The following is a 26,439-nucleotide window of genomic DNA, read 5'->3' on the forward strand; positions in this document are numbered from 1 at the left end:
ATAATAGGAGTTAATCATGGATTTTGGATTTTCTGAACAGCAGCGCGACGTACAAAACCTGGCGCGCCAGATTCTGGGTGACAATGTGAGCCCAGAAAGTTTGGCGCAGTACGACGGCTATAAAGCAGATCGCTTTGATAAGGCCCTGTGGGACAAACTGGCCGAGGCTGGCTTACTCGGTTTAGCCGTTGCCGAAGAGTACGGCGGTATGGGCTTTGGCTTTTTTGAGTTGGCTCTGCTTATTGAAGAAGCGGGCCGTAGCATTGCGCCAGTGCCACTAAGCGCACATTTGGTGTCGGCGGCACTACCTATTCAGCAATTTGGCAGCGCAGCGCAGAAACAGCGCTATTTGCCCGGCGTGGCCAGCGGCCAAATAATGTTGAGCGCCGCGCTTACGGAACCCTATAACGAAGACCCCGCCCAGCCAATTCTAACGACCGCCACTGCCGATGGCACTGGCCTTCGAATTAGCGGTGATAAAACGGCAGTGCCGTTTGCCCACCTTGCCGACCGAATCGTGCTGTCGGCCAAAATGGGTGACGGTGTTGTTGTGGTGTTGCTCGACCCAAAGGCAGCGGGCCTGAGCATGACGCCAATGCAGGTGACCACCTATGAGCCTCAGTTTGCCCTGAGCTTGGACAATGTCAGCATTGCTGCAGAAGATATTTTGGCCAGCGCAGACAGCGGCCGTGAAGTAATGCAGTGGCTAACCGAGCGGACTTCGGTGGCACTGTGTGCCCATCAATTGGGTGCCAGCGACAAAGCCATGCGCATGACCGCCTCATACACCGCTGAGCGCAAACAGTTCGGCGTGTTAATTTCCACCTTTCAAGCCGTTGGCCACCGCGCCGCCAATTGCTTTATTGATGTGGAGTGCTTGCGTTTGAACACCTATCAAGCAGTCAGCCGTTTAGATGGCGGTCTGGATGCTAGCAATGAAGTGCATATCGCCAAGATTTGGGCGGGTGATGTTGGTCATCGGGTCAGTTATGCCGCGCAGCATTTGCATGGTGGTACCGGCATTGATCGTGACTATCCGCTGTGGCGTTATTGCACGTGGCTGCGCTACAACGAAATGAGTTTGGGCAGCTCGGCCAAGAACTTGGCCAGTCTTGGCAAGCGCATTGCCGCTGGCGAGGCTTTTTGTCGCTAGGGTTGTCCTGCTCTGCTCGAACCCTATAAAAACCGCCGCTTTTGTGGCGGTTTTTGCATTCTGTCGTATTAATGTGCCCAGCTGTGCTTTGCCGCGCGCTCTGTGGTCTAGAATCGAAGGTGTTATTCCCGTACCACAGTGGTAGCATCGAAGACTGCGCTACAATAACGAGGCAATAATAATGAAGTGCACTACCGTGCGTAAAAAAGCTGGGCTGTTTGCTGTATTAATGGGCTTTATAACAAGTTCGTATGCTATTGAAAGTGGTGATATTGAAAGCCGTGTCGGCTTTATCGACGAAAGTACTGGGGCCAAAGTGGAGGCCATTGAGCGCGGTGAGCAATCTGGCGAGTATCGGGTGTTAATTTCCATTCCTGGCAAGGGCGAATCGGCGGGTATGGAGATCGAAGAAGTGCTGGTTAGTGCGCCGAGCATTGCGCCTGACCTAGACGATAAACCGGCGCCGACCCGCTACGAATTTGTTAATGATTACAGTGCCGACCGCTATGGTTTGTATATTTATATCGGCAAGAGCAAAGACTGGCCGTTTCGGATTTACTTCAAAGATCACGACAGTGAATTAATGGAGCAGCGCTAATTCTCGCTGCTAATACTTAGTATTTCGCTAGAGTTATGTTCGCGGTACTGCTTGGGCGTCACACCGGTCCACTTTTTAAATGACCGGATAAATGCGCTCGGTTCGGAGAAGCCCAGCAAATAGGAAATGGTTTTTACGTCTTTGCTGTCGTGTAATAAATAGCCAATAGCGGTGTCTCGAATCAGTTCATTTTTAATTAGCCGGAAGTCGCAGCCTTCTTGCCTGAGTCTGCGGCGCAGGGTTTGCGGGGCGATGCCAAGGGAGTCGGCTAAATCCTCGTAATTGGGCAGCGTTGGCAGCGATTTTTTGATGAGCAGGCGTATTTGCTCGGTGTAACTGCTGGCGCGAGTGCTGCTGTGCAAAAATTCGTAGGGCACTTTTGTTAAATAGTCTTCTAGCTCTTGGCTGGAGCGTACTACCGGTAATTTAAGCAGCTTCTCGTCAAAAATAATTTCGCAGTAGGCCTGATTAAAGCGCGTATCGCTAAAGAATAAATAATGATATTCGCCGCTGTGAGTGGGTGTTGGGTAGTTCAGATTAACCCGGCTTAGCGGTATTGGGCTGCTGGTTAGCCAGCATAAAAACCGGTGGTTCACCATTAATAGTTGCTCGTACACCCAGTTGCTCAGTACCACGCCGTAGTCGGCTTCTACGCGATAATGCACGCTTTCACCGCGGCGAAGCAGGGTGAGCCTAAACCCGAAATCAAATAAATTATAAAAATGAACGTTGCGTTCTAAGGCTTGTTGCAAATCCTTAGCGGTTTGTAAATACCGTGCGAGCACGTTGAAGGTGCCGCGCTTTTGTGGGCGAAGATAGTGGCCCATACCTTCATCGCCAGTGGCTTCGGTTATCCATTTGTTGAGCTGGGATAATTGTGTTGGGCTTACCCGTGCTTGGGCGCTGTTTATCGATTTTGGATCGACACCCGCGCGCAGCAAGAGCTGTTCGCAATAGTGTGTTGGCAGACCGCAACCAGACACCATATTGCGAATAAACGCGATGGAGATAGTTCTATTTTCCATGTTACTCCCGACTGTGAGGGGATATCGCCGGGCTTTTAGTCGGCTAAATGAAGCCGCCAGCGCGTTCACTGAGTTTACATTCAGTTTGTAACATAATGTCTATTGGATGTCATGGCTTGTCATTGCCTCGTCGTGCGATAAGGGCGACTCTTTACACCTAAAATAATGGTAGGTCGTCGTCACGCATTTGTACTGCGCGCGGCAATGGCACGCTGCGGCGTATTGCTGCGCTGCTAGTTAAAAAATAACAGGCTAAATTTAAAAGAGGTTAAGCATTATGTTGCCGCGTAATTTTACCGAAGAGCAAGTCATGTTTCGCACGGCTTACCGCAAGTTTCTTGAGCAGGAAATTGCGCCGAATACTGAACGGTGGCGAGAGCAGGGCATTGTTGACCGCGAGGCCTTTGTCCGCGCTGGCGAACAAGGCTTTTTAATGATTTGGCCCGACGAAGAATACGGCGGTATGGGCGACCGCGACTTTCGTTTTGAACAAATTATTATTGAAGAAACCAGCCGTATTTACGCTGGAGATTGGGCTAATACATTGCACAGCCGCTTAGTAGGCCCTTATATAGACCGTTTTGGTAATGCCGAGCAGAAAGCGCGTTTTTTGCCTAAGTGTGTGAGTGGTGAAACCATATTGGCCATCGCCATGACAGAGCCTGATGCCGGTTCTGACTTGGCCGGAATGCGCGCACACGCCAAAGATATGGGGGATCACTGGTTACTCAACGGCACCAAGACTTATATTACCAACGGTATCAATTCTGACGTTGTTATCGTTGCGGCTAAAACTGACCCAGAGAACAACCCCCACGCCGTTGGGCTGTTTTTGATAGAGCGCGGCATGGAAGGTTTTGAGCGCGGCCGTAATTTGAAAAAAATGGGCATGAAGGCTCAGGACACCGCTGAGCTATTTTTCACGGATGTGCGCGTGCCAAAAGAAAACGTGCTGGGTGACCCAAGCCACGGTTTTATTTATCTGATGCAGGGTTTAGCTGAAGAGCGATTAATTGGTGCCTGCGGCTTTTTGTCTGGCGCCCACAAAGCCTTCGAAGTGACCAGAGAGTTTACCCAGCAGCGCAAAGTGTTCGGTAAGCCCTTGTCTAAAATGCAGAATACCGAATTTAAAATGGCGGACTTGCGCACTGAATTAGATGTGGCACAAGCCTATGTTGATCAGTGTGTGGCTGCTCATAATGCCGGGCTGCTAACCTCAGAAGACGCCGCAAAAGCCAAACTGTTTACCAGTGAGCTATTATGCAAAATGGTGGACGAAGGCGTGCAACTACATGGTGGCGCCGGTTATATGGACGAGTACCCCATTAGCCGTATGTACACTGATGCGCGGATTACCCGGATCTTTGCCGGTAGCTCAGAAATTATGAAATTGATCATTGGTCGCGATTTATATTCAGATAAATTTATCTCCTTTTTTGAATAAGGCCCGCTAATTCACCATTAACTGTAAAGGACTCGCTATGCACGCTAAATTCAGTGCCGACGAACTGGCATTTCAGAGCGAAGTGCGCAGTTTTATGCGCGACAATTACAGCGCCGACCTCGCGGCGCGTATTCATCATCCCGACACCTTTCGCGACGCCAGTGTTGAGTGGCAAAAATGCCTCGACAACAAAGGATGGGCGGCTCATGGCTGGCCTGTTGAGCATGGTGGCCAGCCTTGGAGTGCCACCCAGAAATACATCTATAGTACTGAACTGGCTGCGGCGGGCGCGCCGGACGTCGTGCCAATGGGTATCAAAATGGTGGCGCCGGTGTTGTATAGCTACGGCTCAGAAGAACAAAAAGCGCGTTTTTTACCGGCCACTAAGGCCTCGGATATTTGGTGGTGCCAAGGTTATTCTGAACCGGGCGCGGGCTCAGATTTGGCGGCCCTGCAAACCAAGGCCGTGCGCGATGGTGACGACTATTTGGTTACTGGCACCAAAATTTGGACAACCTACGCTCAATATGCCGATTGGATATTTTGCTTAGTGCGCACCAGTAATGAGGGCAAGCCTCAGCAAGGTATTAGTTTCTTGCTAATTGATATGAAAAGCCCGGGAGTGACGGTGTCGCCGATTATCTCCATTGACGATGAGCATCACCTTAACGAAGTGAGCTTTGACAATGTGCGGGTGCCAATGGCAAATCGGATTGGCGAAGAAAATCAAGGCTGGACGTATGCCAAAGCGCTGCTTACCTACGAGCGCACCGCATTGTCTGGCGTACCTTACTGTAAGCGCACCTTGGCCAATATTCGCGAAATGGCGGCGCAGAGTCAGAATCAATCCTTATCGCTATTGAGTTCTCCCGACTTTCAGGCGCGCTTGGCGGACGTTGAAATGGACGTAATGGCGTTAGAGTTTCTTGAATTGCGAGTGTTGAGCGCTATTGATAGCGGCGGGGCACCGGGTATGGAATCGTCGCTGCTGAAGCTAAAGGGTACCGAAATGCAACAGGCGGTGCAGAGCCTGCAATGGGACGTAGTGGCGAGCTTTGGCGGTGTGCTACCCGCTGAACATGGCGCGCAAGCCCTGTGGCAAAGTACTGCGAATATGGCGCGACGCAGTTATATGTTTGGTCGAGCCAGTACCATTTATGGCGGCAGTAATGAAGTACAGCGCAATATTATTGCTAAATTCGCATTGGGCTTATAACACCACGCAGGAGAGGCAGAATGGATTTTTCATTAAATGAAGAGCAGCTTATGCTCAAAGACAGCGTGGCGAAATACTTGCTTGCTAATTACAGCCCTGAACAGCGCAGCGCGAATATAATGCAAAGCGGTGGCGTGAGTCATTGGACTCACTTTGCTGAGCTGGGTTGGCTCACTGTACCATTTACCGAAGAGGTGGGTGGCTTTGGTGGCAGTATTGTTGATACCTGTGTGCTTATGGAAGAGTTTGGCAAGGTCCTGGTGGTAGAACCCTATTGGCCGAGTATTGTGTTGGCGGGACAGCTGATCGCGCGCAGTAGTAATACGGCTTTGTGCGAGGGTATTTTGCCCCAGTTGATGGCCGGTGAATTACAGGCGAGTTTTGCTTGGTTAGAAGGCCAAGGTACGTTTTGTCTGAGTCACGTGAGCGCTACTGCTAAGCTAGATGGCGACGACTATATTTTGAATGGTCAGAAGCAGCTAGTATTAAACGCTGCCGCAGATATTATTCTATTGCCTGCGCGTACTCGCGGCGAAGTAAATAGTGAGCAGGGGATTAGTCTGTTCAAAATTGACGCCCAGGATCCCGCCATAGAGCGTGAAGAGGTGGTGTTGATGGACGGTCAGCGCGCAGTGAATATTCGCTTTACTAATTTGCGTGTGCCCGCAGAAAATATGCTGACTGCAGAGGGCGACGCGTATCCGCTGATTGCCGACGTCGTTGGGGAGGCGCTTATTGCGCTGTGTGCCGAGGCGGTGGGGGCTATGGAGTACTTGTATAAAGCCACTGCAGACTACGCCAATACCCGCAAGCAATTCGGCACCGCTATTGGTAAATTTCAGGCCTTGCAACATCGTATGGTGGACATGTTCATGGCCACTGAATTGTGTCGGTCTTTACTAATTAGGGCGCAGTGCTCGGTGCTTGACGGCAGCAGTGAGCGTCAGAAAGACATTGCCGCGCTTAAATCGATGGTCGGAAAATACGGTCGCCAAGTGGCTGAAGAGGCTGTGCAATTACATGGCGGTATGGGCGTGAGTAATGAAATGCCTATAGGTCATTATTTAAAACGTTTAATGATGATTGACAGCTATTTCGGTAGTGCCTTGCATCAACGTCGTGAATATTGTGAATTGAGTTACGCTTGATCATTGTGAATACGGAACGAATAAAATAACAATAATTTGGAGAAACCATGAAAATTTTTAACAATATCAATGATCATACTGCATACCACGCCCAGCGTCGCAGTGACGTAATGATGGCCAGCGATAATATTAAATCGTTTAGCTATGCTCAGGCCTGGGCACACATCAATGCTATTGCTGCTCACCTTCAGCTTGAGGGAATTGGCAAGGGTGACCGTGTTGCGATACTGGCTAAAAACTCCGTTGATAACCTTTGTATCTTTCTGGGATGCGCGCGTATTGGCGCGGTGGCAGTAGGGCTTAATTACCGGCTAACGGCCGCTGAACTCGATTTTATTGCCGGTGACGCCGCTGTTAAATTTCTGTTTATGGATCAGGAATTTAATAGCCTGCGCGGTGATTATCTCAATAGTGTGCCGTGTGTGTGCATCGACAGTGATGAAAGCGCGAGGAGTTTGCCCGCCTGGTTGGCTAGTCCGGCCAGCTTGGTCGACGTCGATATCACGGGCGATGACATCTTGTTTCAAATGTACACCAGTGGCACTACCGGTTTGCCCAAGGGCGTGCTTATTAGCCACGCCAATGTCTTGGCTAACTCCTACCAAGCGCCAATGAGTACTGGGATTGGCTTTCGAGAAGGTGAACGTGGCCTGGTCATTGCGCCCACCTTCCATGCCGTGGGTTTAGTGGGCGCATTGCTAGGGGTGATCTACGGCGGATCTATGATTATTCACCGGGATTACGATCCGGTGGGCATGATCGAAACGCTAGCCAAAGAGCATATCAACACCGTTGCGGTTATTCCGGTGATGTTGCAGTTCTCGCTCGCGATGGTGCCGAATATTAAAGATTACGATTTCTCGGAATTGCACACGATTAATTATGGTGCCTCGCCAATTTCTGAAACCTTGTTAAAAGAGTGTATCGACGCCTTTGCCTGCGACTTTGTGCAAGGCTACGGCCAAACTGAGGCGACCATGGCCTTGACCTTCTTAACTGCGGCGGATCACCGTAAAGCCTTGGCTGGCCGACCTGAATTGTTGCGCTCCTGTGGTCGAGCGGTGTTTGGCACCGAGATTAAGATTGTCGGTAAAGACGGCAGTGAGCTCCCGCTGGGTGAAATTGGTGAAATTGTCGCCAATGGGCCACAGATCATGCAGGGGTACTGGAATAACCCTGAGGCCACTGCCAAAGCGGTAGTCGATGGCTGGTTGCACACTGGCGACGCTGGCCGGGTAGATGAAGAGGGCTATGTTTATATTCAAGATCGTGTGAAAGACATGATTATTTCAGGCGGCGAAAATATCTACCCTGCGGAAATTGAGAATATACTCGTTTCTCATCCACACATTCAGGATGCCTCCGTTATTGGCGTACCTGATGCGAAGTGGGGAGAGGCTCCCCTCGCGGTGCTGGTTTCTGGCGGGCAGCCAGAATTAACCGCGGAAGAACTCAGCGAATTTTGTCGAGGCAAGTTAGCGGCGTATAAAATTCCGCGCAAGCTGGAGTACATCGCTGCCTTGCCGCGTAATCCCACGGGCAAGGTGCTGAAGAAAGACATTCGATCGATGATGGCAGAGAAGTATCCGGCAGTGTAATGAACGTCGATTAATGTGACCGTAAATAGCTTTTGAGGTGATTGTCAGTAGCCAGTAGAATCGGGGCATGTATACGCGGATGTCGCCCCGCTTGACCTTTGGTTTTAGTGTATTGGTGTTCTTTGGCAAGGCTGAAATCTTGCCCTTAGGCGCCGCTGGCGCAGCCCAATGTCTATTGATAAGGATGTGCCATGAGACCTATATTCGTCGCGCTGTTACTGACGCTTACCCTGATGAGTCACGCCCAAGTTTGGGCGAGTGAAGAGCTGCCGCCTTTAAAAATTCAGCAGCTCACCGACAGTGTTTATTTGCATATCTCTCATAAAGTCGTCGATGGCTTTGGCCTGGTTGATTCAAATGGCCTCGTTGTCCTCATAGGCAGCGAGGCCTATATTGTCGACACACCGTGGTCGACGCAAGATACCGAAACCTTGTTGCAGTGGATTAACGCCCAAGGATTTACACTTAAAAGCGTGGTTTCAACGCATTTCCATGAAGACCGCACGGCAGGTATTGAATACCTTAATGCGAATGCAATACCCACCTACGCTTCAGCTCGAACCAATAAAATATTGCAGCGCCAAGGTAGGCCCCTTGCGGCAAATACCTTCAATAAAGATAAATTTTCGCTGGTGAAGGCGCACATAGAGGTTTTTTATCCCGGCGCAGGGCATGCCCAAGACAATGTCGTTGTCTGGCTGCCAGAGCAAAAGCTTCTTTTTGGGGGTTGTTTAATTCGCGCCAACGCGGCGACAAGCCTTGGTAATACCAGCGATGCCGTGCTCAGCGCATGGTCAGCGTCGGTTGAAGAGCTGCAATCTCGTTACGCCGATGCCAAACTTGTTGTCCCCGGCCACGGTGATGTGGGCGATGTATCTTTGCTAGAGCACACTAGGGTGTTGGCGACAGTTGGACAGGCCGTTAGTAAATAATGGTGTAGTATCTGTTTTTAAATACTGCCTCGACCTACTTTTAACATGACACCGAAACGACCATGACAGTAATTGACGCTCGGCAGCCGCAAATGCTGACACGTTTGCGGCGGATGGCGCTAGCTGCACAGGGCCTATTGCAAACGCAGCCCTATGGCCGAGGAATAGAGGGGGCGCGTAAGGCTATTCAGCACTTGGCTTATGTGCAAATAGATACTATCTCGGTGGTAGAGAGGGCACATCACCATGTTTTGTATTCGCGGGTGCCTAAGTTCAGTCCGACTATGACGAATCAGATGTTGCTAAACGGCGACATTTTTGAGTACTGGACACACGCCGCGGCGCTTATTCCCATTGAAGATTTTCGTTTCTCTTTACCGTATAAGCACGCAATTAAGTGCGGCCGTACCCACTGGTTTAAAACGCCAGATAAAAAGTTGATGAGGGAATTGTTAGCCCGTATTCGTATCGATGGTCCGTTGCGATCTCGGGACCTCGAAACCAATACTAAGCAGCGCGCGGGCTGGTGGGATTGGAAGCCCGCCAAAAAAGCCTTGGAACAGTTGTATATGCAGGGTGACCTCATGGTCAGCAATCGTGAGGGCTTCCAAAAAACCTATGATCTTACCGAGCGGGTGCTGCCGGGCAATATAAACACATCCGTGCCCAGTGTGGATGAATTCGCTGCGCACATGATAGAGCAGCAGTTGCGCTGCCACGGATTAGTCGCATTAAAGGGCTTCACCTACCTGCGGCGTGACACTGAACTGCGAAATGCAGTAAAGGCCCAAGTGGCTGAGCGCTTGGCGATGGGTAATTTGGAGCAAGTGCAGGCGAGCAATGGCGAAGTGTTTGTTGTGCACGCGGGTGCGCTAGCAAGGCCGCTACCGAGACTGAAGAAGCGTCTCATGATTCTCTCGCCATTTGATAATAGTGTTATTCAGCGCGACCGTCTTAAAGCCTTGTTTCAGTTTGAGTATCAAATAGAATGCTATGTCCCCGAAGCTAAGCGCAAGTACGGCTACTTTAGTCTGCCACTGCTTTACGGCGATGAATTTATTGGGCGTATGGATTGCAAAGCCCATCGCAGGGAACGCCGTTTGGAAATTAAATTTCTGCATTTTGATGTGCACAATAACGACGAGGAAATGCTTGTTTTCGCTTTTGTAGAGGCCGTTAAGCAATTCTGTCAGTTCCAAAACTGTGATGTCGTGTCATTGACAAAAGTTTATCCAGACCAACTAAACCAGCGTTTGCAAAGCGCCTTAGCGCCGTAAGTCGCAATAAGCGAACATCTGATGAAAATTTATTACTACCCAATTATTTTATTAATTGCAGGCCTTCTTTACTCCTATTGGTTTGGATATACCCCAGTACTGGTGAGCGTGGCGTATTTCATTGCCAGTATTGCGTCATATGCGCTCTATGCCAAAGATAAAAAGGCGGCAAGGCGTGGCGCTTGGCGAGTGCAGGAGAATACCTTGCAGTTGACTGCTTTGCTTGGCGGATGGCCGGGCGCACTTATCGCTCAGCAAAGACTTAGGCATAAAACTCAAAAAGTCAGCTTCCGTTTGGTGTTTGCCGTGACGTTTTTATTAAACATTGGCCTGCTTGCTTGGCTCCACACGGCCAAGGCCTCCGAAACCTTGCGTTATTATAGCGATAAAGCAGGAGATTGGGCGGTGGCGCAGTTTGGCGTAAATCTAGGTACTGCTATTGTGCAGGAATTAACCGCGTTTCACCGACCGCGTTAGGCTTAACATGAAGCGCCAAGGTAAAATTCATTCTCGCGATGCAGATAGCCGTGATTACTTTGCAAGGGGATAGGCAATGAATATAAAAGAACTTCTCGGCGTTGAACTGCCTATTATTCAAGCGCCGATGGCGGGGGTGCAAAACCACGAACTAGCTGTTGCGGTATCCAATGCTGGCGGTCTGGGTTCGCTGCCCTGTGCCATGCTAAGTTCAGACGCGCTGCATACGGAATTACGCGCACTGACGACGAAGACCAGTAACCCCTATAATCTTAATTTCTTCTGTCATGTGCCACCAGAACCGGATGCGGAGCAAGAGCGAAACTGGCGCCAAGCGCTGGCTCCGTATTTTACTGAGCTGGGTATAGATGTAAGCGCGATACCCGAGGGTGCAGGGCGCAGGCCTTTTAGCGCGGAAACAGCCGAGCTCTTGGGGGAATTTAAACCGCCAGTAGTGAGTTTTCATTTTGGCCTGCCAGCACCGGAATTAATGGCGAAAATAGGGGCTTGGGGCGGAAAGATAATTGCAAGCGCCACCACCGTCGCTGAAGCGCGCTGGCTCGAGGCCCGCGGAGCAGATGCGGTCATCGCCCAGGGCTTAGAGGCGGGCGGCCATCGCGGCTTCTTTTTGTCGACGGATCTCAATACCCAAGTTGGCACCTTTGCCTTGCTGCCGCAAATTGCCAGCGCGGTAAATATTCCTGTTATTGCGGCGGGCGGAATTGCCGACAGCACAGGCGTTGACGCGGCCGTTAAACTCGGCGCGATAGCCGCTCAAATTGGTACTGCCTATTTGCTTTGCCCCGAGGCGAACACCAGCCCAATTCACCGCGCAGCTCTGCAAAGTGACGCTGCTAATTTTACCGCGCTCACCAATTTGTTCAGCGGTGGTGCGGCGCGGGGCATTGTAAACCGTTTAATCCGCGAGCTTGGGCCGATAAATAGCCTCGCTCCACAATTTCCGCTGGCGGCAACAGCCATCGCGTCTTTGCGGGCAAGAGCAGAAAGTATGGGCAGTGGCGATTTTTCGCCCTTGTGGGCTGGACAGAATGTGAGTGGCTGCAAAGAAATTTCGGCGCAGTTGCTGACCAAGGCGCTGGCAAACTCATTTTATAGATCGCACTGACACCCTAGCGTTACTCGGTTTTGAATAAAATGTCGTATTGAGCTTTATAAATACGCGCCTAAGCGCAATATTTTACGGGCCTAGCGGCGCCATAATTAATGAAAGTAGAGATGATGGAAAAAAATATTAGGAATTTAGTCAAGAGTGTATTCGCTGCAATATTAATTCTGGGTGTCTATGTTGCTATTTGCATCACTGCGAACGGAGAAACCTTAAAAGTAATGACCGGCGCAATTGAAAAATGTGCTGTTCTTGGTGGGAAAAGCGCCGAAGCCCATTCACACGCAACCATTAAAACAAGCTCAGGAAGTTACTTAATATCAAGTGTTTCAAGCTGCAGTGTCGGGAGTGATGTTACTATTTTTGTTAAGCGTGGCATTCTGTATTTTAATACAATTTATGTCGCGGAAATAAAGTGAATGACGCTTTGGCTTTTGCTGTGAAACGCTATTCGCCCCCATTTATTTTATAGGGGCGATGTGCTCGCTTTACTTCACCCAAATTTGCTTGGTATTCACAAATTCCCGAATACCGTGGGGCCCCAATTCGCGGCCATAGCCAGAGCCTTTTATTCCACCGCTAGGCAGCCGCGAGTCGGTTTTAACAATACCGTTTATGGCGACTTGGCCCGCTTCTAGGCGGTTGGCAATGTTGGTGGCGAGTTTGGCGTCGTTGGTCCATACCGCCGCGCCAAGACCGTAGGGGGTTTCGTTGGCGAGTTGCACGGCCTCTTCAACATCGGCGGCGCGGATCACGACCATGACGGGGCCGAAGGTTTCTTCTTTAAATGCGCACATACCCTCTGTTACATCAACTAATAGCGTCGGCGGATAAAAGAAACCTGGGCCCTCGCTGAGTTCCCCGCCGAGTAGGCATTTGGCACCAGCGCTAATGGTTTCAGTGACTTGGCGATGCAGGTTTTGACGCAGGTCTTCTCTGGCAATAGGGCCGACTTGGGTATCTGGAAGAAGTGGGTCGCCGGTTTTGAATTTTGCCATTCGGGTGTGCAGCTTTTCGACAAAGGTATCGTATACGGTGTCTTCGACAATAATGCGCTTTGCCGCAATGCAAGATTGTCCCGCATTGATCATGCGCGACAGGGTGGCAACGTCTGCCGCGGCATCTAAATCAGCGTTGGCGAGAACAATACAGGGGTCGGAGCCGCCGAGTTCAAGCACCGTTGGTTTGATTTCGGAGCCTGCAATGGCGGCAACAATGCGACCCGCATTGCCTGAGCCGGTAAACGACACGGCGGCAATACGGGGGTCGCGGATGGCGGTTTCTATGGTGCTATTGTCGATAGCGACGTTAACCACAATATTTTCTGGGGCACCGGCATCGGTAAAGACTTTGGCGATGGCGGCGGCGCAGGCCGGCACATTGGGGTCGTGCTTCATGACACAGGTATTGCCTGCCATGAGCGCGGGCGCAAGGTAGCGAAAGGCCAACCACAGCGGCGCATTCCACGGCAGTATGCCGAGTAGGGTGCCCAGTGGTGGATGGCACACATAGCTAATGCTGGCGTCTGAGGGTAGGGTTTGCGGCGCCAAGTACTCTGCAGCGTGCTCGGCGTAGTATTCGGCGCAGCCCGCTGCTTTTTCAACTTCGGGGCCGCCTTCGCGAATTGGCTTGCCCATTTCTAAGGCCATGAGTTTAGCTAGGGCGTCTTTTTGCACGCGGAGTTCTGCCGCTACTGCGCGCAGTACCTTGCCGCGCTCTTCAATACTGGTGGTCTGCCATTGGTCGGCGGCACGGTAGGCGTCGCCAATTTTTTCGTGGAGCTCGCTACTGTTTAAAGTGGGGTATTCGGCTATGACTTTTCCGGTGCAGGGGTTTGTCGCTGTTAGCATGGCTACCTCGTTGTGAATGATTACTCGCCGCTTTTCGCTTTGGCCTTGTCGCCGCTGGTGCTGGCTTCGGCTCGTTCCCGTTTGTTTTTACGTGCTTCGTCAAATTCTAGCAGAGCGGGTTCAGGCTGCTCGGGTTTTACGGTGAAATCGCGGTCCATAGTGAAAAAGGATTCGCAGCCGGTGTCGGTAATGTAAATTGAATCGGAAATTCCGCAGGTTTTGTCGCCGTCTACGCCCCACATCCAGGGAATGATGTGAAAGGTCATACCGGGCTGCAGCACCGTTGATTCGCCCTGTTTGAGGCTGACGATATAGCCCTCATCCCAACTGGGCGGAAACGCGATGCCAATGGAATAGCCGGAGCGGGTGATAAGCCTAGCGCCACAGTCGTTTTCAGAAATAATATTGCGCACTAAGTTGTCGGCGTCAGAGACGGTCATGCCCGGTTGAACTTTGTCGTGCACTGCGTGCAGTGCCAGTTTCATCCGCTCTTGGGCGTGGTGCATAGAGTCGCTGAGTTTGCCGAGTACAACGGTGCGCATCATGGCGGTGTGGTAGCGACGATAACAGCCGCCCACTTCTAAAAACACATGCTCATTGGGCAGTACGGTGCGGCCCTCCCAAGTGGCGTGGCCGATCATGGTACGGGGACCCGACGTTACGTAGGGCATTACCGCTGGTGGTTCGCCGCCCGCCTTGAACATGGCAGAACTGATGGCTGCGCCAATTTCGTTTTCAGTGACACCGGCTTGGCAGGCGTCGATACCTGCTTGCATGCCTGCTTCAGTGGCCGCTGCGGCTTTGCGCATGAGCTGAATTTCTGCGGGTGATTTGCAAATTCGGCCCTGCTCTACAATGCCAAAACAGTCGAGTAACTTCGCTTCAGTCAGCGTAGTGTGGATTCGATCTTGTTGATAAGCCGGGAAAAAGTAGCTATTGCGCTCGTAGCCAATGCGTTTTTTGGCGAGGCCAAATTCGCGCAGGGCATCTACCAGCATTTGTATCGCGTCGCCGGTGTCGGGGTAGGGCCGCGTGCGCTCTACCCAGGTGCGGGCAATAATATTCGATTCCTCCATGGCGCGCGTGATCATGAAGGGCTCATCTTCTAGGGGCACGACTAAGGCTTGGAAGAAGGAGTACCCCGTGGTTTGGTAATCGGTGAGGTACATGATGTTCTCTGGGTCAGAAATCACCACGGCATCTAAGCGTCGATCAGCGATGCGCAGTCGCAGCGCCGCGAGGCGATTCTGGTATTCCTCCAAAGGAAAGGTCATATCGTCGCGTTGGATCATGCGGTGGCCTCCATCACTTTGCTGGTATTGTTCACCAGGATGTCGAGTCCTTGCTGGAGGTCGTCGTGGGGAATGGTGAGCGGCGGAATTAATTTAACCACGCGGCCACCAGTGCCACAGCTGGCAATGAGCAGGCCGTCGGCAAAGCACGCGTCTACAATCGCCTTGGCTTGTTCACCACTGCCAACATCTAAGCCGAGAATCATGCCTTTGCCACGCACGGTAATCGCCTTAATGTTCTTTTCAAGTGGCGCGAGTGCGCCCGCCATGAGTGCGGCTTTGTGGGCGACCTCAGTCATGAGTTCACTGTCTTCGAAATAGCCGAGGGCCTCGCTACCTGCAACAAACGACAGAGATTGGCCGCGAAACGTGCCGGTGTGTTCGCCAGGGGACCAGTGCTTGTCGATCTCGGGTTTAACGAGGTTGAGGGCCATGGGCGTGCCCATACCGCCAACACCTTTGGCAAGGCAGACAATATCGGGATCGAGTTCCATATCGTCAAAGCTAAAGTAACTGCCAGTGCGGCCACAACCGACCTGAATGTCGTCAATAATTAATAGGGCGCCGACATCTTTGGCGAGCTTCGCCAGCGCTTGTAACCACTCCTTGCTGGCAACGTTGACGCCGCCTTCCGCCTGTATGGTTTCAACCAAAAATGCGGCGGGTGGCGAGAAGCCGCTAGAGGCGTCGCTATAGTAGCTTGCCAACTGTTTAAGGTGCTCTGTACAGCCAAATTTGTGATGTGATACATGGTTCAGCGGCACTCCCGCTGCGCCGCGAAAATAGGCATTGGCGGTGCAAGCCAAGGCGCCTAAAGTCATGCCGTGAAAGCCGTGGGTAAAGGCCGCTATTTCTTGGCGGCCAGTGGCGCGCCGGGCAATTTTGAGGGCAGCCTCAACTGAGTTGGTACCGGTTGGCCCCATAAATTGCATTTTATGGTCCATATTCCGAGGTTCAAGAATGGTTTTCACGAAGCGCTCCATGAACGCCCGCTTTGCGGTGGTGTGCATGTCCAGGCTGTGGGTAACACCGTCGGATTCAAGGTAATTAATCATGGCCTTTTTCATGCGCGGATTGTTGTGGCCAAAGTTTAAAACCCCGGCACCGGCAAAAAAGTCGATGTACTGTTTGCCGCTCTCGTCGGTTTGGCGGGCGTTTACGGCCTTGTCGAATACCACAGGGTACACTCGGCAATAGGCGCGGATGTTTGATTCACGTTGCTCAAAAATACTCATGCGTGCTCCTTCTTGTAAATAATGTCCGTCGTGATGCTGACGGAGGTGCTATTTTCAGATGGTTTGTGCAGGTTTTTCGGGCGTCGTCACGCCGCAGAGGCGAGAAAACAAATTGGTAACCAGAGGGATTAATCGGTCATTAAAATCGTAGTGGGGACTGTGGCAGGGCACTTGATGATGCGCGTCGCCGTCGTCCGCACCAATGAGTGCAAAGGCGCCGGGAATTTCCCGCAGATAATAACTGAAATCTTCTGAGGCCATGATTGGCGTGCGGATATTTAAGTGCAGTGAATCGCTGCCGTTGCTCTCTTGCCAAAGCTGGCGAACATGCTGAGCCTGCTTTGGGTGATTGATGGTGGCGTTGTAGCGGGGTGTTATTTCGACCTCGCAGGCCACGCCGTAGCTGTGCGCGGTGTGCTGGCTAATCTCGGTGATTAGGGCGTTGATTTGATCGCGACTCGCTTGATCTGGCATGCGAATACTGCCGCCCAAGATCGCCTGCTGGGGAATAATGGTTGCCCCGCTGTCGGCCATGAAGGAGGTGACGCTAACGACGGCTGCCTGCTGAGGGGCTAGGCGGCGACTGACAATTTGTTGCAGCGCTAGGGTAATCGCGCTGGCGGCGAGCACGGGATCCCGGCACAGTTCTGGTTGGCTGGCATGACCGCCCTTGCCGGTCACCGTTATGGTAAAGGTGCCGTTGCCACACATAACGATATCGTCGGGACACACCAGTTTCCCGAAGGGAATTGCAGGCCAGTTGTGCCAGCCGTAAATTTCGTCGATGCCGTCTAGTGCGCCTTCATTAATCATTTCTCTCGCGCCGTGTCCGCCTTCTTCTGCTGGTTGGAATAGTAATGTGACAGGGCCAGTTAAGCTTTGTTCATTGTGTTTTAACCAGCGCGCGGTGGCAAGCAATGTGGCGGTGTGACCATCGTGGCCACAAGCGTGCATACAGCCCGACTGGGTCGACGACCAGTCGCGACCGGTTTGCTCAATAATCGGCAGGGCGTCGATGTCGCCGCGCAGTGCGATATGTTTGCTGTGGGGTTTAGCAATTTTGCTGTTGGCTTGCAGTGTGGCGATGGTGCCCGTTCCGGCACATTTGCGCCAAGCAATGCCGAGTTGACTAAGGGTGTTCTGCACTGTTTCAGCGGTGCGAACCTCTTGCCAGCTTGGCTCGGGGTGGGCGTGTAAGTCGCGGCGCAAGGTCTGTGCGGCGGCGATTGTGTTCAACCAGTATTTAGACATCACGGTTTTACTGTGGCATAGCTTTTGCGTTGGGGCAAATCTTCATTTGAAATTTTTTAAGCGCCTTGAGAAGGGCCACATTGGTGCGGTTGCCCAGTTTGTGGTGCTGGATCGTATAAGGTTTTGAAAAAAAATAATTTTTCCATGAAATTTACATAATTTTAAAACTCGCCCAACAAGCCTGTGTGTCGGCGTTATTGGCGCTTTTGGTCAAATGAACGTGTTTTTTATCGGCACAAAATCTGCATACTCATTGAACAGCAAAGTAGACGGCACTAGTAAACACTCTGTGCAGCGCCGGTGTCGTCTGTTGGTGTTATGAAATTTTATAACAGCACCCGGAGTCTGGTGGGAGCTGGGCTCTGCGTCCATACGCAGGTGATTTTAATGCTTTTAGCTACGGATTTAGACGGTACATTTCTAGCTGGCGACAATGACCAGCGCCTTAAACTTTATCGATTAATTGCGGCGCACCCAGAAATTAAACTCGCTTTTGTGACCGGTCGCGGACTGGAGTCGGTATTGCCGCTGCTCTCTGACCCCATGATTCCCGAGCCGGATTATATTATTTGTGACGTGGGCTGTACGGTGGTTGATGGCCACACTCAGCAAGCCATTCAACCGCTGCAGGGTGACATTGATAAACGCTGGCCGGGTGACCATGTGGTTGAATCTGCGGTAAGCCATATTGCTAATTTACAGCGTCAGGATGTTCCTCAGGAGCGGCGATACTCCTTCTTTTGTCATGCCGAAGCGATTAGCGACGAGCTTGAAGCGGCCGTCAGTGGATTGGATTGTGATCTGCTGTATTCGGCTGGCTTGTATCTGGATATTTTGCCCAAGGGCGTGAATAAGGGTTCTACTTTGCGGGGCCTGGTCGAGCAACTGGGCATAGACGATGAAGATGTCTTGGTTGCGGGCGATACCCTGAATGATTTGTCCATGTACGAACACGGCTTTATTGGTGTTTGCGTTGGCGAGTCTGAACCCGCCTTATTACGCGCGACCGAAAATCAGGCGCGGGTCTACCACGCCGAGGAGGCCGGTTGTGGCGGTATTTTACAAGCGATAGAACATTTTGGCTTTTTAGGTGCGGCGGGCATGGCCGCAGAACAGCGCGATGTCTTGGTGCCGGGGAAGTCTGATTTGGTAATTGTTTATCACCGACTTCCCTATGAAGAGTTTCGCGAAAATGGTGAGACTATCCGGCGCAGGCCAAGCTCCCCCAACGGCATTATTCCAACCTTGATGAGTTTTTTTGCCGACGGTCGCGCGGGTTCTTGGGTTGCTTGGTCAATTCATGAAGAAGGTGACGCTAATTTTGAAACTCACACCGAAGTAGATGCCGCGCGCTACCCCAATTTACTTGCCGCACGAGTGGCCTTAACAACACACGAAATGGATATTTTTTATAAAAAGTTCTCTAAAGAAGCGTTCTGGCCAACCCTGCATACCTTCTGGGAACGCGCGACCTTTAGAGAGGATCATTGGCAGGTTTTCCTTAATGTGAATAAACGCTTTGCTGAGGTGGCCGCCAGCGAGGCCGCTGAAGGCGCAACGGTGTGGATACACGATTACAATTTATGGATGGTTCCAGCATTTTTACGCGAGATTCGCCCTGATGTAATTATTGCATTTTTTCACCACACCTATTTTCCGTCAGCGGACGTGTTCAATGTTATTCCTTGGCGCCGAGATATTATTGGCAGCTTATTGCAGTGCGATTATATCGGCTTTCATATTCCTCGTCAGAGTGAGAACTTTGTTGATGTCGCCCGTGGTGTAACGCCTTTGATAGTAACGGAGAGAATGAGCTGCGCGCCGCGCTTTTTGAGCTATGGCTGTGCGGTGGGTTTAGATGAAATGAGTACTGAGATTCAAGTTAATGATCGTCGTATTTGTTTGGGGGCGCATCCAGTCGGCTTGGATCTCAAGCGGGTGGAAGACGCGCTAGGCAATGCAAAGGTACAACGACGAATGCTTGAACTCAGGGAGGAGTTGCACGGTACCCGCATGATTTTGTCGGTAGGCCGACTCGATTACACCAAGGGCATATTAGAGCAGCTTGAGGCCTACGAAGGCTTGCTGGAAGAACATCCGGATCTCCACGATAAAGTGACTTTGATGATGGTCTGTGTGCCCGCCGCCAGTGAAATGACAATTTATCGGGATTTGCAGCAACAAATCGAGCAGGCGGTAGGCCGTATAAATGGTCGCTTTGCCAAAGTGGGCTGGACGCCGCTGCAATTTTTCTTTCGCAGCCTGCCCTTTGCCGAGTTGGTGGCCTATTACAGTATGGCCGATGTGATGTGGATTACGCCTTTGCGCGATGGTCTTAATCTAGTTGCCAAAGAATATATTGCCACCCAAGGCATGACCGACGGTGCCGGGGTCGTGGTTTTATCTGAATTTGCGGGGGCGGCGGCAGAGTTGCGCGGCCCAATTTTGGCGAACCCTCATGATCGTAATGAGCTAGTGCAAACCTGCTACTTTGCGCTAAATCTTAACCGCGACGAAGCTCGCAGTAGAATGCGCGAGGCTTACGAGGTTGTGCGCCACAATGACATAAAAGTTTGGGGTGATGAGTTTATGGCGGCTGTCGACGGGTGTCGCAGGCCTGCCGACGAGAGCACGCTTAGGGCGCTGATGCCCGACGTGATTTAGCGTTAAATATTATTATTTAACGCCTTGCGGTGTCACCAAGAACAGTTTTGCCGTGGGCACGCGCTGCTTATTTATTGATTCCGAGGCTGGAGACGCCGTATGGCATTACGCAATGCAGTGCAGATGATTTGCTATCCGAATCGTCTGGGCAATAATCTAAAGGATTTATACACCGTCATTGAACGGCATTTTTCTGACGCTATTGGCGGAGTGCATATTCTGCCGTTTTTTCCCTCGAATGCGGATGCAGGCTTTTCGCCGCTGACGCATAAAGAAGTTGATCCCGAATTTGGTGACTGGGCAGACATTGAGCGTATCTCCGCAAAGTACGATCTGTGTTGCGATGTTACCGTAAATCATATTTCTGATGAGTCTGAAGAGTTCAAAGATTTCATCGCTAAGGGTTACGACTCTGAGTACGCCGATCTCTTTGTGCATGTCGACAAGTTTGGTGAAATTAGCTCAGACGATTTAGCAAAAATCCATATTCGCAAAGAGAAGGAACCTTTTCGACGCGTAGACTTCGCCGACGGTGGTACGGGTCGCGTGTGGTGTACTTTTACCGAGCATCAGGTCGATTTAAACTACGACTCTGAGCTTACCTACCAGTTAATGGAAAATTATATTGGCTTTTTGGCCCAGCGCGGCGTGAAGTTGTTTCGCCTCGATGCCTTTGGTTATACCACCAAGCGCATTGGTACCAGTTGCTTTTTGGTTGAGCCCGATGTCTATCGTAACCTCGACTGGATTAATGGTGTTGCCCAGTTACACGGTGCTGAGGTCTTGCCTGAAGTACATGACCACAGTAGCTATCAATACGCCATAAGCCGCCGCAATATGCATCCCTATGGCTTTGCCTTACCGCCGCTGCTGCTATTTTCCTTGCTGGATGCAAATAGCGTGTACTTAAAAAACTGGCTGCGAATGTGCCCGCGCAATATGGTTACGGTGCTCGATACTCACGACGGTATCTGTATTCCCGATGTTGAAGGCGTTTTGCCTGATGATAAAATTCGCGCCTTAATTGACAATATCTCCAGTCGCAGTGCTGACCCTATACTGCGCCGTTCTGCTGCCAATATTCACAGCGTTGGCGCTATCTACCAGTTAACCTGTACTTTTTACGATGCCTTAATGCGCAATGACGACGCGTATTTGGCGGCGAGGGCAATTCAATTCTTTACGCCGGGGATTCCTCAAGTGTACTACGTAGGCTTGCTGGCCGGCTGCAATGACAATGAACTAATGGAAGAAACTGGCGAGTTGCGTGACATTAATCGGCATTTCTACAGTATGTCTGAGATTGATGAGGCGGTGGCGCAGCCGGTGGTTAAACGGCTCTTGGCCTTAATGCGTTTTAGGAGTAATTACCCTGCCTTTGATGGCCATTTTGAACTTGGCTACTCTAATGATTCCAGTGTGGCCATGGCGTGGCGCCACGGTGAGTTTTACTGTCATTTGTTTGTTGATCTCAATTTTAATAGCGCGACTATTACTTATCTCGACGAAGAGTCGTTAGCGGAGTGTCGCCTTCAGTGTTGATTTTTGCTTATATAGACCCCTTAGATACGAGGGCGTTTATATGTTTAAGTCGATTCATCACGTTGCGATCATCTGCTCTGATTACGCGGTGTCTAAGCATTTTTATACGTCTATATTAGGCTTGGAGATTGTCGCTGAGAATTATCGTGCCGAGCGGGCATCCTATAAATTAGATCTGCGTTTGCCCAGCGGTGCGCAGATCGAGTTGTTTTCCCTTCCTAGTGCGCCAGTCAGACCAAGTTACCCTGAGGCACAGGGCTTGCGGCATTTGGCTTTTAGCGTAGATTCTGTGGCAACGACGGCGGCCTATTTGAATTCCCTGGGCGTAGCGGTAGAGCCAATCAGGGTGGATGAGTACACTGGCCGAGCCTTTACTTTTTTTTGTGATCCAGATGGTTTGCCGCTAGAAGTATATGAGGAGATAGAGGCTTAGTGCGGTCTTCGATCTTATGCGTCTTTTGCTGCGAGGGCCTTAATCGCCAAAATTTGTCTGTGTATCTCGCTGACGATGTTGGGCATGGCGCCATTGGAATACTGAACTGCATACCAAAGCACACATAAATAGCCGTAAATAATCTGCCAGTGGTACAAGCGTTGCCAATCTAAGGCGCTGATAGGCTGCCTCAGATAGCGTGTTAGTAGCGATTGTTGTTGCTTGGCATTGAGTGCATTGCCTTCAATAATTACGGCAAGCTCATAAAAAGGGTCGCTCATGGCGGCGTATTCCCAGTCTATGGCGTATAACTTGTCTTTATTGCTAATGATAAGGTTAGAGGCTAACAAATCGTTGTGGCAGAGCACTAGGCCGCTATTCAGCGCTTTGGCGCTGGTGATATGAGTGCGAACAGCCGAGTCGAGTGATTTTAATTCGCGGGTAAATGCGGCTTGGGCGTCTATTGCTTGCCAGTAGCAGCTTATTTTATTTTCTACATTTAAGTCTGCATCGATACCAGGTAATTGGTGAATGCCGCGAAGTAATTCGGCGAGTAAAGATAAATTATGATCAATACTGACTGACCAGGTTTTATCGCCCAGATAGCGGCTGACCATATACTGGTGTTGGTCATCGTAATATATTAATGGCGCGCAGAGCCCGGCTTCATCGGCGCGGCTCAGTGCTTTGGCTTCAGCGCTGCGATTTAAGTTGAGCGCTTCACTTATAGCTGAGTTTTTACGTAGCACGAACAGATCATGATTTACGCTGATTAAATAGTTTAGGTTGGTTAAGCCGCCGAGCAAGGGCTTGATAATGACCGGCTGGCTGTCACTCCAGCGCCACCAATCGCTGGGAATAATATTAGTGGTTGGCATGTTCATGCCGCTCTTGTTTATAGAGCGTATTCCACTGGTAGAAGCCGATGATCACGAGTACCACATAGAGCATGAATAGCAGCGCGGTGAGGTAGAGGCCTCGGTCGATATATAAATAGACTGAGGCCGCGTCGATTACAATCCAGTAAATCCAATTCTCTAATACTTTGCGGGTCACCATATAGGTGGTAATGACCGCGCCCCAGGTGGTAAAGGAGTCTAGGTAGGGCAGCGCCGCGTGGGTTTTTTGCGCAAGTCCATAGCCAAAAATTAATGTTAATAGTCCAACCGCAGCAATCACCAGTAGATGAGTTTTGAGTGGCCAGCAATGGATGGTGAGGTTTTGTTGTTTGTCGGCGTGATGTCGCCACTGCCACCAGCCATACACCGCCATAACGAGGTAAAATACCTGTAATGCCGACTCCATTACTAAACTTACGTCCCAGAATAAAAATAGGTATATTGCTGTGCTAATAAAGGCCGCATACCAGCAGCTATTCTTTTCTTTCATGGCGAGGATTAAATACGCCAGCGCTAATATAACCGCGACTAATTCCCATAGCGACATACTCTGAGCTGCGTCCTTAATGGCCGTAATTGTCTCGGTGTTAAGCATGGTCTGTGGCCGGGCTTAAGTTCCCGTCAATAAATTTGCAGACGAAAATGGCGCGCCCAAATTGTTCGTAAGACTTACGCATTTCTTGCTTTATGACATCCATTACCACTTCGTAGTCACCAAATATTTGGGTGCTCATGGTATTGGTGAGTACCTGCAAATTGGCGTGGCTGTTTAGGCGGTCAATAAAGTCTTGAATTGCCGGAATGTAGATGTCTTTCAGTGGGTACATGCTGATTTCAACAGAGAGTTTCATATGATTTTCTCATGTTCTTATAGGGTAAGTAGGGCGACACTCAGTCGCCCTATAGAATTTAAAAGCGGTAGTTAGCCGAGATGCCCGCAATTCGTGGTTCACCCAACTGGTAGTAGGTCTCTGGTGCGTAGCCTTTGGCCGGGTCGTTACCAAAGGCATTGCTGAAGTAAAAACCACGAGTCTGGACATTTTCGTCGCTTAGGTTGCGTCCCCATAGCGACACGTCCCAGTTGCTGCCTTGGTAGCTTAGGCGCGCGTTGACCATTTCATAGCGCAGTGATTTCTCATTGTGACTATTAGAAAAATAGAATTCGTCCTTGCCTTCAAGCTCTATCCGTAAACTTAGATTATTGATGAGGGCGATTTCGGTGCCAATAAAGAATTGATAATGGGGGGCGTGGGCAACTTCTCGGCCGTCCATATTAACTGGCGGTAGCGCTGTACCCGTATTGTCATCTTTAGCATCGACATGAGTAATGCTAGTGAAATCCTTAAACTCCGCGTTTAACCAGCCAGCTGCTGCAAAAAAGCGAACGGCCTCACTGGCGAGATAATTCATCTCTACTTCTAGTCCTGTCGTTTTGCCTTTGGCAGCATTGCTCAGATAGTCGTCAAAGGAAAAATTATTGGGGTCAAATATCGATTGCTTGGCCTGCACGTCACTGCGATCTTGGTAAAATGCCGCGACTTGGGCCTGCAGGCGATTGTCGAGCCAGCTGCCCTTGAAACCCAATTCGTAATTCAGCATGTGCTCGGTGTCAAATTCATACATATCGGCTGTGATTTCTGAATTTGCCGTCGATGCAGAAATGATTCGGCCATTAATGCCCCCCGCTTTATAGCCTCGGGAGATCGTGCCGTAGAGCAGGCTGTCGTTATGGTAGTGGTATTCAAGGGTGAGGTTGCCCCCCCACAACTCTTCATCGTTACTCGATGTAACGGCGAGTGAGTCGTCATAGTCGGCATTGCGCTGCTCAATCCTAAGTCCGCTGACGAGTTCAAGGGTGTCGCTGAGGCTACTGCGAAGTTGGCCGTAGAGTGCGAAGTTTTCCGTGTTGAACTCGCTGGTGAAGCTGCCGTTGCGACTTAGGTCTTCGCTATCTTTACGCAGATAGGCGCCAAGCACCCAGCTACTGCTGTCGTTCAGTAGTTTGGCGTGCTCGGTCGATATAAAGCGAAAATCTGCACTAATATTGTCTTTGTTGCGCTGGTAGTTGTCAGTGGAACTGTATTCGGCAGGGTGGTAACCAATATAGGTCCAGTCTTCGTCGTAGCCGTATTCGGTATTTGAGTTGGCGGCACTGAGTGTGGACTCAAGACTAAACAGGGGGTTTGCTGACCAGTGGGCGACAACCGAGCTAGCCACGGTTTCTTGGCGGTCGTGGCCTGGCTGGTCGGACAAGGTGTTGCGTGTATTGCTCAGGGAAAAGGCGTCGTAGCCATTGTCGGCATTGAGGTAGAGCAGCGAGACATCCAGTTGCAAATCGTCGCTTGCTTGGTAACGCAATTTGCCGCGCAAAATGGATTCGTCGATGTTGGTGACGTCGTCGCGATCTAGGTATCGATTTTTAATATAGCCGTCAGACTGCTGGTTTTGGGCGGCAATCCGATAACTTATTTTTTCGTTTAGGGGGCCGCTGGTGACTAGGCCGAGTTTGTGGCTATTGTATTGGGCGGCTTCTACTGAAATTTTTGCCATCGGCGATGCCGAGGGTGCGCTGCTGTGCATGCTAATGAGCCCCGCTAGGGCACTCGCACCATATTCAGTTCCTTGAGGGCCGCGCAGTACCTCTATTTGGCCAATGTCTAAGGTGCTGGCTGCCAGGCCTAGACCGCTAAAATCAATGCCGTCGATAATAAGCCCAACCGAGGGGCTTACTGGGTCGATGAATTGACTGCGTTCGCCAATGCCGCGAATTTGAAAGTAACGCCCCCTAGATGCCCCCGCCGAATAATTCACGTTTGGCGCCATATTGAGCAGCTGTTCGATATTGCTCGCACCGCGTGCTTGGATAGTGCTTTGGTCAAATACGCTTACGCTGCTGGCAAGGTCAAGCAAGCTGGTGTCGCGAAACTGACTGCTAACAATCACTTCTTCTAATTTTGATGTGTCTGCCGCGCTAATGAGTCCGCTGCTAAGGCAGGCCACAAGGCCAATAGCGTGACGTAGGGATGTTTTTGCAATTAGGGGATTCATGGTTCTCTCTCGGGTGAAACAGGTTTGAAAGAGACCCGGTGTGCGACGTGAAGAGGATTACTGACCTATTCCTACGCCGGTATTAGCCGGATCAGGTTCAAGGGTTTGCATTGCTGGTTCCAATAGCATCTCAGGCCGTAGCCACCCCTTAGGTTTTGCCGAGGAATAATAGCAGAAATCCGGTTTAGCGGGAATGACTCGGTTAATATGTGCGCACTAGCGCTGGCAATG

The 26,439-nt window shown here is 50.8% G+C and carries 23 protein-coding genes and 1 riboswitch; of the genes, 14 read left to right on the forward strand and 9 right to left on the reverse strand.

Translation table 11 applies throughout. From position 1 onward, the window contains the following. Positions 1–16 precede the first annotated feature (16 nt). Together AZF00_RS06100 and AZF00_RS06105 are read left to right on the forward strand one after the other, a co-directional pair. Positions 17–1,153 carry an acyl-CoA dehydrogenase family protein gene (locus tag AZF00_RS06100; RefSeq protein ID WP_008246999.1) on the forward strand — a complete coding sequence of 379 codons (1,137 nt, stop codon included), beginning with the start codon at positions 17–19 and terminating at the stop codon, positions 1,151–1,153. 181 nt (positions 1,154–1,334) lie between these two features. Beyond that, a complete protein-coding gene (locus AZF00_RS06105) occupies positions 1,335–1,751 on the forward strand; it encodes a hypothetical protein (protein ID WP_062383349.1) in 417 nt (138 codons plus the stop codon). Here the strand turns inward: AZF00_RS06105 and AZF00_RS06110 are convergent. Continuing rightward, positions 1,748–2,776: an AraC family transcriptional regulator gene (locus AZF00_RS06110; protein WP_008247002.1), complete on the reverse strand. Its 1,029-nt coding sequence runs from the start codon at positions 2,774–2,776 to the stop codon at positions 1,748–1,750. The two genes, AZF00_RS06105 and AZF00_RS06110, sit on opposite strands and share 4 nt — an antisense overlap. Positions 2,777–3,053: 277 nt before the next feature. On the opposite strand from AZF00_RS06110, the gene AZF00_RS06115 reads away from it, so the two are divergent. The 9 genes from AZF00_RS06115 (at position 3,054) to AZF00_RS06160 (ending at position 12,413) form a co-directional block, all read left to right on the forward strand. Then, the gene (locus AZF00_RS06115) at positions 3,054–4,220 is read left to right on the forward strand and encodes an acyl-CoA dehydrogenase family protein (RefSeq protein ID WP_062383352.1); all 1,167 of its coding nucleotides are present in this window, start codon (positions 3,054–3,056) and stop codon (positions 4,218–4,220) included. 37 nt (positions 4,221–4,257) lie between these two features. Further along, entirely contained in the window at positions 4,258–5,436 is a 1,179-nt protein-coding gene (locus AZF00_RS06120; protein ID WP_062383356.1) for an acyl-CoA dehydrogenase family protein, read from the forward strand. Between the two features lie 20 nt (positions 5,437–5,456). Next, positions 5,457–6,584 (forward strand): acyl-CoA dehydrogenase family protein, encoded by a 1,128-nt coding sequence (locus tag AZF00_RS06125; protein WP_062383360.1) that lies wholly within the window; start codon positions 5,457–5,459, stop codon positions 6,582–6,584. 47 nt (positions 6,585–6,631) lie between these two features. Beyond that, a complete protein-coding gene (locus AZF00_RS06130) occupies positions 6,632–8,182 on the forward strand; it encodes an acyl-CoA synthetase (RefSeq protein WP_062383363.1) in 1,551 nt (516 codons plus the stop codon). Between the two features lie 191 nt (positions 8,183–8,373). After that, a complete protein-coding gene (gene blaDIM / locus AZF00_RS06140) occupies positions 8,374–9,114 on the forward strand; it encodes a DIM/SIM/IMP family subclass B1 metallo-beta-lactamase (protein ID WP_082793656.1) in 741 nt (246 codons plus the stop codon). A gap of 62 nt (positions 9,115–9,176) precedes the next feature. Then, on the forward strand, positions 9,177–10,391 hold the full coding sequence (locus AZF00_RS06145; protein WP_062383371.1) for a winged helix-turn-helix domain-containing protein: 1,215 nt from the start codon (positions 9,177–9,179) through the stop codon (positions 10,389–10,391). Between the two features lie 21 nt (positions 10,392–10,412). Then, positions 10,413–10,868 (forward strand): DUF1294 domain-containing protein, encoded by a 456-nt coding sequence (locus tag AZF00_RS06150; RefSeq protein WP_062383374.1) that lies wholly within the window; start codon positions 10,413–10,415, stop codon positions 10,866–10,868. A 76-nt stretch (positions 10,869–10,944) separates the two neighbouring features. Further along, the gene (locus tag AZF00_RS06155) at positions 10,945–11,994 is read left to right on the forward strand and encodes an NAD(P)H-dependent flavin oxidoreductase (RefSeq protein WP_062383377.1); all 1,050 of its coding nucleotides are present in this window, start codon (positions 10,945–10,947) and stop codon (positions 11,992–11,994) included. A gap of 98 nt (positions 11,995–12,092) precedes the next feature. Then, positions 12,093–12,413, forward strand: coding sequence for a hypothetical protein (locus tag AZF00_RS06160; RefSeq protein ID WP_062383380.1), 321 nt, complete (start codon positions 12,093–12,095; stop codon positions 12,411–12,413). Positions 12,414–12,482: 69 nt separating this feature from the next. On the opposite strand, the gene AZF00_RS06165 is transcribed toward AZF00_RS06160, so the two are convergent. From AZF00_RS06165 to doeB2, 4 genes are read right to left on the reverse strand one after another with little or no spacing between them, the layout of a single operon-like run. Beyond that, on the reverse strand, positions 12,483–13,844 hold the full coding sequence (locus AZF00_RS06165; protein WP_008247023.1) for an NAD-dependent succinate-semialdehyde dehydrogenase: 1,362 nt from the start codon (positions 13,842–13,844) through the stop codon (positions 12,483–12,485). A gap of 20 nt (positions 13,845–13,864) precedes the next feature. Continuing rightward, positions 13,865–15,136, reverse strand: coding sequence for an ectoine hydrolase (gene doeA, locus AZF00_RS06170; RefSeq protein WP_062383383.1), 1,272 nt, complete (start codon positions 15,134–15,136; stop codon positions 13,865–13,867). After that, a complete protein-coding gene (locus tag AZF00_RS06175) occupies positions 15,133–16,371 on the reverse strand; it encodes an aspartate aminotransferase family protein (RefSeq protein WP_008247025.1) in 1,239 nt (412 codons plus the stop codon). The genes doeA and AZF00_RS06175 overlap by 4 nt, the downstream gene beginning before the upstream one ends. Before the next feature lie 54 nt (positions 16,372–16,425). Continuing rightward, on the reverse strand, positions 16,426–17,622 hold the full coding sequence (doeB2, locus tag AZF00_RS06180) for a N(2)-acetyl-L-2,4-diaminobutanoate deacetylase DoeB2 (RefSeq protein ID WP_008247026.1): 1,197 nt from the start codon (positions 17,620–17,622) through the stop codon (positions 16,426–16,428). Positions 17,623–18,009: 387 nt separating this feature from the next. Between doeB2 and ggpS the strand changes: the two genes are divergently transcribed. The 3 genes from ggpS to gloA2 all read left to right on the forward strand — a co-directional run bounded on the left by ggpS (position 18,010) and on the right by gloA2 (position 22,261). Beyond that, complete coding sequence (gene ggpS, locus AZF00_RS06185; protein ID WP_062384835.1) at positions 18,010–20,286, forward strand: glucosylglycerol-phosphate synthase; 2,277 nt, start codon at positions 18,010–18,012, stop codon at positions 20,284–20,286. Between the two features lie 99 nt (positions 20,287–20,385). Further along, a complete protein-coding gene (gtfA, locus tag AZF00_RS06190) occupies positions 20,386–21,828 on the forward strand; it encodes a sucrose phosphorylase (RefSeq protein ID WP_062383387.1) in 1,443 nt (480 codons plus the stop codon). A 40-nt stretch (positions 21,829–21,868) separates the two neighbouring features. Beyond that, positions 21,869–22,261 carry an SMU1112c/YaeR family gloxylase I-like metalloprotein gene (gene gloA2 / locus AZF00_RS06195; protein ID WP_008247030.1) on the forward strand — a complete coding sequence of 131 codons (393 nt, stop codon included), beginning with the start codon at positions 21,869–21,871 and terminating at the stop codon, positions 22,259–22,261. Positions 22,262–22,275: 14 nt separating this feature from the next. Here gloA2 and AZF00_RS06200 read toward each other — a convergent pair whose 3' ends face one another. The 4 genes from AZF00_RS06200 to AZF00_RS06215 are packed head-to-tail and all read right to left on the reverse strand — an operon-like array spanning position 22,276 to position 26,208. Continuing rightward, positions 22,276–23,139, reverse strand: a complete 864-nt coding sequence (locus tag AZF00_RS06200; RefSeq protein ID WP_062383390.1) for a choline kinase family protein — start codon at positions 23,137–23,139, stop codon at positions 22,276–22,278. Then, on the reverse strand, positions 23,126–23,755 hold the full coding sequence (gene pnuC, locus AZF00_RS06205) for a nicotinamide riboside transporter PnuC (protein WP_062383393.1): 630 nt from the start codon (positions 23,753–23,755) through the stop codon (positions 23,126–23,128). The genes AZF00_RS06200 and pnuC overlap by 14 nt, the downstream gene beginning before the upstream one ends. Then, a complete protein-coding gene (locus AZF00_RS06210; RefSeq protein ID WP_062383397.1) occupies positions 23,748–24,011 on the reverse strand; it encodes a YkoF family thiamine/hydroxymethylpyrimidine-binding protein in 264 nt (87 codons plus the stop codon). Before AZF00_RS06210 ends, pnuC begins: the two co-directional genes overlap by 8 nt. 58 nt (positions 24,012–24,069) lie before the next feature. Then, entirely contained in the window at positions 24,070–26,208 is a 2,139-nt protein-coding gene (locus tag AZF00_RS06215) for a TonB-dependent receptor (protein WP_062383405.1), read from the reverse strand. Positions 26,209–26,259: 51 nt separating this feature from the next. Continuing rightward, positions 26,260–26,367, reverse strand: a riboswitch (TPP riboswitch). Positions 26,368–26,439: the final 72 nt, after the last annotated feature.

This window comes from Zhongshania aliphaticivorans (genome assembly GCF_001586255.1).
GTDB classification, from domain to species: domain Bacteria; phylum Pseudomonadota; class Gammaproteobacteria; order Pseudomonadales; family Spongiibacteraceae; genus Spongiibacter; species Spongiibacter aliphaticivorans.